Source organism: Actinosynnema sp. NPDC059335, from assembly GCF_042752395.1.
Classification (GTDB): Bacteria; Actinomycetota; Actinomycetes; order Mycobacteriales; family Pseudonocardiaceae; genus Actinosynnema.
In genome coordinates this window covers 1-8,262 of sequence record NZ_JBHYXZ010000247.1, presented here as the reverse complement: position 1 = coordinate 8,262, position 8,262 = coordinate 1, and the positions used below count along the sequence as shown (strand labels likewise).

7 protein-coding genes are annotated in these 8,262 nt (G+C 74.7%); 3 read left to right on the top strand and 4 right to left on the bottom strand.

The window, feature by feature from the left end; translation table 11 throughout:
- Positions 1-142: 142 nt before the first annotated feature.
- The 4 genes from ACFXGA_RS38500 to ACFXGA_RS38485 all read right to left on the bottom strand — a co-directional run bounded on the left by ACFXGA_RS38500 (position 143) and on the right by ACFXGA_RS38485 (position 3,194).
- Complete coding sequence (locus tag ACFXGA_RS38500; RefSeq protein ID WP_378097592.1) at positions 143-853, bottom strand: BTAD domain-containing putative transcriptional regulator; 711 nt, start codon at positions 851-853, stop codon at positions 143-145.
- Between the two features lie 96 nt (positions 854-949).
- Positions 950-1,291 (bottom strand): MmcQ/YjbR family DNA-binding protein, encoded by a 342-nt coding sequence (locus ACFXGA_RS38495; RefSeq protein ID WP_378097589.1) that lies wholly within the window; start codon positions 1,289-1,291, stop codon positions 950-952.
- A 17-nt stretch (positions 1,292-1,308) separates the two neighbouring features.
- Positions 1,309-1,743 carry a hypothetical protein gene (locus ACFXGA_RS38490; RefSeq protein WP_378097586.1) on the bottom strand — a complete coding sequence of 145 codons (435 nt, stop codon included), beginning with the start codon at positions 1,741-1,743 and terminating at the stop codon, positions 1,309-1,311.
- Entirely contained in the window at positions 1,740-3,194 is a 1,455-nt protein-coding gene (locus tag ACFXGA_RS38485) for a hypothetical protein (RefSeq protein ID WP_378097583.1), read from the bottom strand. Before ACFXGA_RS38485 ends, ACFXGA_RS38490 begins: the two co-directional genes overlap by 4 nt.
- A 76-nt stretch (positions 3,195-3,270) precedes the next feature.
- Between ACFXGA_RS38485 and ACFXGA_RS38480 the strand changes: the two genes are divergently transcribed.
- The 3 genes from ACFXGA_RS38480 to ACFXGA_RS38470 all read left to right on the top strand — a co-directional run bounded on the left by ACFXGA_RS38480 (position 3,271) and on the right by ACFXGA_RS38470 (position 8,174).
- Positions 3,271-4,659: an SDR family NAD(P)-dependent oxidoreductase gene (locus ACFXGA_RS38480; RefSeq protein WP_378097580.1), complete on the top strand. Its 1,389-nt coding sequence runs from the start codon at positions 3,271-3,273 to the stop codon at positions 4,657-4,659.
- 282 nt (positions 4,660-4,941) lie between these two features.
- Entirely contained in the window at positions 4,942-5,889 is a 948-nt protein-coding gene (locus ACFXGA_RS38475; protein WP_378097577.1) for a hypothetical protein, read from the top strand.
- On the top strand, positions 5,886-8,174 hold the full coding sequence (locus ACFXGA_RS38470) for a hypothetical protein (protein ID WP_378097574.1): 2,289 nt from the start codon (positions 5,886-5,888) through the stop codon (positions 8,172-8,174). The genes ACFXGA_RS38475 and ACFXGA_RS38470 overlap by 4 nt, the downstream gene beginning before the upstream one ends.
- Positions 8,175-8,262: the final 88 nt, after the last annotated feature.

The following is an 8,262-nucleotide window of genomic DNA, read 5'->3' as shown; positions in this document are numbered from 1 at the left end:
TAGTGGGGGCGGTGTGGGGGGGCACCGCCTATTGGGCTGCGGGGGGGGGGGTGGGGGGCCGCCCGCGCAGCGCGCGGGGCCGCGTAACCCCGTCACCGGGCATCCGGCGGCCCGACGCTAACGACGTGCGGTAAAGCCGCGCCTAAACGCCCAGCGCCGCGCGGTACAGCTCGCGCAGCCGCGGCCCCGGCGGCACGCCCAGCTCGTCGGCCAGCGTGCGGCGCATGTCCTGGAAGACGCGCAACGCCTCGGTCCGCCGGCCGCAGGCCAGCAGCGCCGTCATGAGCTGCTGGCGCAGGTTCTCCGACAGCGGGTGCTCGGCCACCAGCGTCGTCAGCGCCTGCGCCGCCTGGGCGTGCCTGCCCAGCGCCAGGTCGGTCGCGATGGCCGCTTCGAGGGCGGCCAGGTGCTGCGCCTCCAGCGGCGCGCACAGCCAGGACCGCAGCGGCTCGGACTCCGCGCCCGCCACCGGCGTGCCCCGCCACAGGGCCAGCGCGCGGGTGTAGAGGTCGCGCCGCCGTTCCAGGTCGGCGGTGGCGGCGGCCCGCGCGGTCAGGTCGCGGAACCGGAGCGCGTCGACCTGGTCCGGCTCGGCCCGCAGCACGTACCCGCCGTCCTGGTGCGCGACCGGCACGCCCTCGCCGCGCAGCGCGGAGACGTGCACCTGGAGCGACTTGCGGGCCCGCGGCGGCAGGGACTCGCCCCACACCAGGTCCAGCAGGCGGTCCACCGGCACCCGCCGGCCGCAGTGCGCCGCCAGCACGGCCAGGACCTGGCTCGGCTTGCGGCGCGGCGACCGCGGCTGCGCCCCGTCCCGCCGCACCTCGACCGGACCCAGGATCAGGAACTCCACACCGCCCCCAGTCGCGTCGACCCTGCACCGAGATGGACGCGACTGTGACGGTTCCCGGGAGGCCGCGGTTCCGCCGGGGGGACGGGTCCGGCGCGCCTACCGACCCGGGTGCTCGGCGGCCACGCGCTTGGGCACGCACATCCGCCACGCGTCCACCACGAGTTCGGTCAGCTCGTCCACGTCGACCTCGGCCAGGGCGCACTCGACCCAGTGGTACCGCAGGTCGGACGGCGCGGGCAGGCGGAACTTCGCCGGGTCGGCGGCGACCAGCGCGTCCCGCTCGTCCTTCGGGAAGGCGAAACCGAGCGTCCGCTCGTCGCGGGAGAGGGCGAGGTAGACGATCCGCCCGATCCGGAACTTCACCCGGTCCCGGACCACCGCCTCCTCCGTGCGCGGCAACGACCGCGCGATGCGGCGGACGTCGTCCACGGTGGCCACGGCGGCGTGCTCGGCGGTCAGCGGTCGGCGTGCCGGAGCACGCTCTCGACCTCGGCGCGGAACGCGTTGACGCCGTCCTCGCCCTCGGGCGCGCCGTGGGCCTGCAACAGGTGCAGCAGCGCGACGCCGTCGGCGGACCGGCGTGACAGCGCGTGGAAGGAGAACGCGGACTCGCAGACCGTGACGGCGGTGGCCAGGGCCGCCGCGACCGCGGCCAGGAACGCCCACAGCGCGCGGTGCCGGCCGTCCGCGACGGCGACCGCGCCCAACGCCGCGGCGGCGGTGAACAGCAGCACGGTCAGGCCGGTCGTCCACCGCCGGGCGGTGGTGTAGCGGGCGCGGGCCTGCTCGAACCCGGCGAGCCGTTCGCCGACCCGGTGGCGCAGGTAGGCGCGGACGAACTGCTCGCGGTGGTCGTCGGCCACCGACGCGGGGGGTGCGACGCGGGTCATGGGCGGCTCACCGATTCGTGCCGGCACCGCGCCACGGCGGCGGCCAACTCGCGGGCGCGTTCCTCGCGCTCGGCGTCGTCGGCCGCGGGTGGCGCGGCGAGGTGGTCGAAGTACAGGGCGCGCAGCCGCTCGGCGCGGACGCGGGCGTCCGGGTCCTCGCCGCCGCGGGCGACGACCGCGAGCACCGCCGCCGCCGCGCCGGACACGGCCAGCAGCACGCCGGGCCACGGCACGTCCCGCAGCCAGACCTGCAACGCGGCGAACACCGTCGCGCCGAAGCCCGCGGCGACGGCGAGCACCACCAGCAGGCGGGCGCGCTCGCGGGCGCGGAGGGCGGCGACCTCGCACTCGTGCAGCGCGGGCGCGACCACCCGGTTGGCCTCGTGGATCGCGTCGGCGAGCAGCGGGTAGTCGAGCACGTAGCCGGGGTCGATCACGGGACGCGGCTCGGGCTCCCGGAACCGCAGCCGCGGCCACACGGCGGGCGGCGGCACGTCGGCCCGCGGCCTGGTCCCGGGGCGGTTGCCCAGGATCCGGCGCAGCACGGCCACGACCTTGTCCGGGCCCTCGTCCAGGTGCACCGCGGCCACCTGGCCGCTGCGCACGAGCACGGCGAGGTCGTCGTGGTCGGGTGCGGTCCCGGTGCCGGCCGCGGTCCCGGCGGGTTCGGTCTTGGCGACGGCCTCGGGGGAAGCGGTGCCGGCGGCGGTCCCGGCGGCTCCGGCCCCGGTGACGGCCTTGGCGGCAGCGGTGTCGGCGACGGTCCCCGCGGCTCCGGCCCCGGTGGCGGCGTTGACGGCAGCGGTCCGGACGGGCTCGCCGTCGGCGGGTGCGGTCCGGTCGACCGGGGTGTCGCGGAGCCGGCCGCCGGCGATCTCGTCGGCCAGCGCCCCGGTGCCGCCCAGCACGAGCAGCGGCCGGTCGCGGCCCAGGTGGTCGACCAACGCGGCCCGCGCCCGGTCGTCGCCGCCGATCAGCAGCGCGAGCACCGGGCGCTTCGCCCCGGCCACGGCGTCCACCGCGCGGAACAGGGCGGGCACCTCCTCGCCCCACGTCGAGCCCGGCACGAGCACCGCCGTGTCGTGGTTCACGTTGAGCCGCACCTCACCCTCGGCCGGCTCGGCGTCCTCCGCGGCCACCCGGCCGGACGGCGCGACGCCCACCAGCCGTGGCCACCGGCCCTCCAGCGACTCGGCGGCCAGGCCCACCAGGTGCGTGACGCCGACGTCGGCGCCCGCCGTGACCACGACCGCGTCGGCCTTCGCCGCCGCGGCGAGCACCGCGCGCAGCACCGGCAGCACGGCGGCGGCGAGGTCGGTGCCCAGGGCGTCGGTCGAGCCGAACACGGCGAGGACCGGGCGGCCGCGGGGCAGGCCGAGGGCACGCGCCCGGATGTCGGCGTCGGGGTGGGCCAGTCGCCGCACCCGTGGGCCGGTACCCGCAGTAGGCATGCCGGGCACCCTAGCGGTGCCTCACGCGAATTTCACCCGTCCGGGGGCGAATTTCGCCGCAGGTAGAGTGCTGGGCGTGTCGATTGACCCCGCCGAGCTGGAAATCGCCCTAAGGGTGCTCGCCCAAGTGGACGAACTGGACACCGAGCACCCCGACGCGGTAGCCGTCCGCCGGGCCACCGCCGGCATCTGGAAGAGCCTCCGCAAGCGCCGCAAGGCCGAACGCCGCGCCTCCGTCACCGCCGCCGACCGGGCGGTCATCGAGGCGACCGCGACCGGCTCGCCGTCCCGCATCGACGACGAGACGCGCGGCCTGCTGCTGCGCGAGCCCGAGCCGGGCGCGAAGGCGGGCACGCTGCTGCGCGCCCGGTCCTGCTACACGTGCAAGCGCCGGTACACCGAGGTGGACGCGTTCTACCACCAGCTCTGCCCGGACTGCGCGGCGCTGAACCGGGCCAAGCGCGACCAGAGCGCCGACCTGACCGGCAAGCGCGCCCTGCTCACCGGCGGCCGGGCCAAGATCGGCATGTACATCGCGCTGCGGCTGCTCCGCGACGGCGCGCACACCACCATCACGACCCGGTTCCCGCGCGACGCGGTGCGCCGGTTCGCGTCCATGCCCGACAGCGCCGACTGGCTGCACCGGCTGCGCGTGGTCGGCATCGACCTGCGCGACCCGGCCCAGGTGGTCCAGCTGGCCGACTCGGTCGCCGCCGCCGGACCGCTGGACATCCTGATCAACAACGCCGCGCAGACCGTGCGCCGGTCGGCCGACGCCTACGCGCCGCTGGTCGCGGCCGAGTCTGCGCCCCTGCCGCCGGGTCCGCTCCCGGAGCTGGTGACGTTCGGGCACACGGTCTCCGCGCACCCGGTGGCGTTGGCCGGCACGTTGGCCGACACCATCCCGGCGGTGACGGCGCTGGCGCTGACCGCCGGCTCCCGGGAGATCGACGCGGGCGGCCTGGTGCCCGACGTGGCGGCCGTGAACAGCTGGGTCCAGCGGGTGGACGAGGTCGACCCGGTGGAGCTGCTGGAGGTGCAGCTCTGCAACAGCACCGCGCCGTTCATCCTGATCTCCCGACTCCGCCCGGCGATGGCCGCCTCGCCCGCGCGCCGCAAGTACGTGGTGAACGTCTCGGCGATGGAGGGGCAGTTCAGCCGCGCGTACAAGGGGCCGGGCCACCCGCACACCAACATGGCCAAGGCCGCGCTGAACATGCTGACCCGCACCAGCGCCGAGGAGATGCTGACGACAGACGGCATCCTGATGACCGCCGTCGACACCGGCTGGATCACCGACGAACGGCCGCACCCGACGAAGGTGCGGCTGGCCGCGGAGGGGTTCCACGCGCCGCTGGACCTGGTCGACGGCGCGGCCCGGGTGTACGACCCGATCGTGCGCGGCGAACTGGGCGAGGACCTGTACGGGTGCTTCCTGAAGGACTACGCGCCGTCCGCGTGGTGAGGCGGTCACCGGGACGACTCCGTCCACTCCCGACAGCAGGAACGCGACTGGGCCGATCGGGTATCCGGGTTAACGAACCGGCGCGGGTGTGCGACTCTCCGTCGGTAGGCTGAAGCGTTCGTTGTGCCGCCGTGAGGCGACGGGGGTGGGCATGGACCGCGGGCGGGCCGGTCGAGCCGCCGCGCTGTCGCGCGTGACCGGCCCGACGCCGCCACCGGGATCGGCCGACCGGGCGACACCCGTTCGCGGTGGCCGTGACGGTCGGTGCGCGAGGTGGACGTGGTGACCGCGCGCCGCGTCAACCCGTTCCCGCTGCCGGGCTGGGAGAGCACCCCGATGCGCCCGCTGCGCCCGTGGCACCGGCCCGCGCACCGCGACTACTACGTGCCCGTGGACGGCGCCGAGGACGCCTTCCGGCAGTTCCGGCAGGACATGGGCGACCTGGGCGTGATGCTCGAGTACGGCCGCCTGGTGCTGGTCACCGGCGAGTCGGGGTGCGGCAAGACGGCGCTGGTCAACCGGTGCGCGGACTGGGTCGTGGGCGAGCTGGCGCGGCGCGGCATGCGCGGGGTCGTGCTGGACCTGACGGGCTGCCTGCCGACCGACCGGGAGCTGTCCATCGACGAGCGCACGGTCGAGGTCTGCGACCAGATGTTCGACCTGCTGGTGGACCACGACGCGCTGCGGCCGGAGGCCGCGGACCGGCTCGCGGACGACCGCACCGTGCCGCGCCGCGTGTTCCCGCGCCTGGGCCGGGCGCTGCGCGAGGAGGTCGCGCTCATCCTGCTGCTGCCGAGCCCGAACGAGCTGGTGGACGAAGTGATCCGCTACGCCAGGGTGCTGAGCAACGCGAAGGTGCTCTTCCTCGCCGAATCCGCGTACCTGGGCACGGACGAGGTGGCCGACGTCGTGCGCCAACTGGAAACGTGGGTCCCGCCGATCACCCTGCACGTGGGACCGCTCGACCCCGGCGACGCGCAGCGGTTCGCCGAAGACCGGCTCACCCGCCACTCGGCCGCCGGGACCTTCCCGCGGATGAGCGACGACGCGATCGAACTGGTGGCCAAGCACTGCCAGTCGGTCGCGATGTTGCAGCGCTTCCTGCACGGCACGTACGAGCACAAACTCGAAACGGGACTGGGTTACACCGAGACCGACCTGGTGACCGTCGAGGACATCAGGGCGTTCCTGAACACCAGGTCCCGGACCGGACTGGGGAATGGGCCATGAGCGTTGGCAGCGATCTCCCGCCCCCGCGGAAGAACCCCTTCTCGCCGATGGCGGTCGCCCGGATCACGGATTTCGACGCCGACCCCGACGCGGTCGACGTGGCGATCACCACCGACGCGACGCGGCAGGCGCTCGCGCACCTGACCTCCTACCTCGACGCGCCGCCCGCGCGCGGCGGGCGCGACCGCTCCGGCACCGTCGTGGCCGTGCTGGGCGACTACGGCACGGGCAAGACGCACCTCGCCGTGCGGCTGGTCCGGCACGCGCGGGAGGTGCTGGCCGACCCGACGCACGCGCTGTACCTCGACGCGACCGCGGAGAGCTTCATCGAGCTGTACCGGCGGTTCATGCAGAAGCTCGGCCGCGAGGGCGTGCGCGCCCAGGTCAGCGAGTACTACGCGGACATCGTCGCCGATTCCCTGCAGAGCAGCGGCCTGACCAGCGACATGCTGGAGTGGCTGGGCAGCAGGCAGTTGGAGCCGCAGGAGGTCGTCGAGCGGCTCGGCCTGATGGAGAGCGCGCTGCTGCGCAAGGTCCAGGACACGCTGCGCGAGGTCACCAACAACAAGAACTTCGGCACCGCGCTCACGCTGCTGCTGCGGCCGGGGTTCGAGCACTCGGTGTGGTCGTGGCTGCTCGGCGGCGCGCCCGACCAGGTGCTGGTCGAACGGGGCATCGCCACGCCGATCGACACCGAGGTGGCGGCGCTGGAGGCGATGGGCGTGTTCGCCCTGCTGTTCGGCGGCAGGCAGCGGCGGTTCGTGCTGGCGATCGACGAGCTGGACAAGATCTTCTCCGCCGACAGCCGGCCGCAGGCGCGCACGATGGCCGCGTTCCAGACGTTGCTGCAGGTGTTCGCGAAGGCCGGGGCGTGCCTGGTGCTGTGCGGGCTGCCGGACTTCAAGTCCGTGCTGCCGCCGTCGGTGCGGCAGCGCATCCCGTTCACCGTGGTGATGTCCGGGCTCAGCCGGCGCGAGGTGCGCGAGTTCATCACGCTGGCACAGGAGCAGGTGTTCGGCACGCCGCAGCTCGCGCCGTTCACCGTCGACACCGCGCGCTACCTGCGTGACCTCGCCCGCGGCAACGCGCGCAACGTGATCCGGCTGTGCCACCGGGTGTTCCGGATGGCCGACGACGCGTCCCGCACGCCGGGGCACGGCTTCGCGGTCACCGAGGACATGGTGCGGCAGGCGGCGCGCGAGCTGTTCGGGTCGCTCAGCTCCGACGACATCGACGGCGTGGTGCGGCGGCTGCTCGACGCGGGCGGCCTGGACTACCTGCACCGGCACCTGCTGGGCGTGGCCGAGGACTCGCTGGCGGACTTCTGGGTCACGTTCCCGGAGCACCGCGCCGGCTGCGCCGTGCTGATCACCGGGTCGCTGCTGGACAACGCCGACGTGGGCGCGGTGGTGCGGCGGATCTCGGCGGTGCGCGAGGCCGAGCCGGACGCCGAGCTGATCCTGCTGGTCAACGGGGTGCTGGCGGACGGCGTGGCGATCCAGTTGCGGGAGCTGCTGGGCGGCGAGCCGCTGGTGTACGTCGACCGGACGTTCGCCGACGACTTCAAGGCGCTGATGGGCGCGACGAGCAGGCGGTTGGGCGGCGACACGGACCCGATGTCCGCGCTGCGGCTGCGGATGGACCAGTTGGCCCGGCAGCAGTCGGGCATCTACGGGTTCATCGAGCACCTGGCCGAGCACATGGACGGCGTGCGGGCGTCGTCGGACCGGCAGCTCGGCGCGATCCAGCGGCAGCTGGAGGCGATGGCGGGCGGGACGCCGGGCCGTGCGGCGGAACCCGCGGCCGGCCGGTTGCCCGGCGAGGTGGAGCGGCTGTTCCGGGACGCGGTGGACGCGCTGGACGACCTGACCCAGGTCGACGTGATGTTCCAGGAGGCGTTCGACCACGCGCCGACCACGACGCAGGAGGCGGTGCACCGGCGGCTGCGGACGCCGGAGTTCACCCAGGCGGCGGCGCAGGCGGTGTTCCTGCGCCAGGCCGTGCGGGCGTTCCGGGCGGCGGTGTCGCAGTGGTACCAGTCGGCCGAGGACGACGACGCGGAGGACCGGCTGGACGACCTGTGCGGCATCTACGACGGGATCGTGGAGTTCCTGCCGCTGTTCCTGCTGGAGCCGCTGTTCACGCTGCCGCCGTGGTCGGCGCGGGCGGGCGGCCTGGTGGCCGAGGTGGGCCAGGGGTCGCGGCGCGCCCGCGTGCACGAGGCCCTGTCCAACCTGAGCCCGCGCGTCCGCCGTGCCGTCGTCCGCGCCCCGCGCCTGACCTGAACGGCGAACTCGGGGCACCCGAACGTAGGACACGCCTGTTCCGAACGTAGGACACGCGCGGCGTGAACGTACGACTCTCGCGTGAGTC

Excerpts from the sequence above, each read along its gene's own strand:
- ACFXGA_RS38490 (WP_378097586.1), bottom strand. The coding sequence starts at position 1,743 with ATGACCCGCGTCGCACCCCCCGCGTCGGTGGCCGACGACCACCGCGAG.
- ACFXGA_RS38485 (WP_378097583.1), bottom strand. The coding sequence starts at position 3,194 with ATGCCTACTGCGGGTACCGGCCCACGGGTGCGGCGACTGGCCCACCCC.
- ACFXGA_RS38470 (WP_378097574.1), top strand. The coding sequence starts at position 5,886 with ATGAGCGTTGGCAGCGATCTCCCGCCCCCGCGGAAGAACCCCTTCTCG.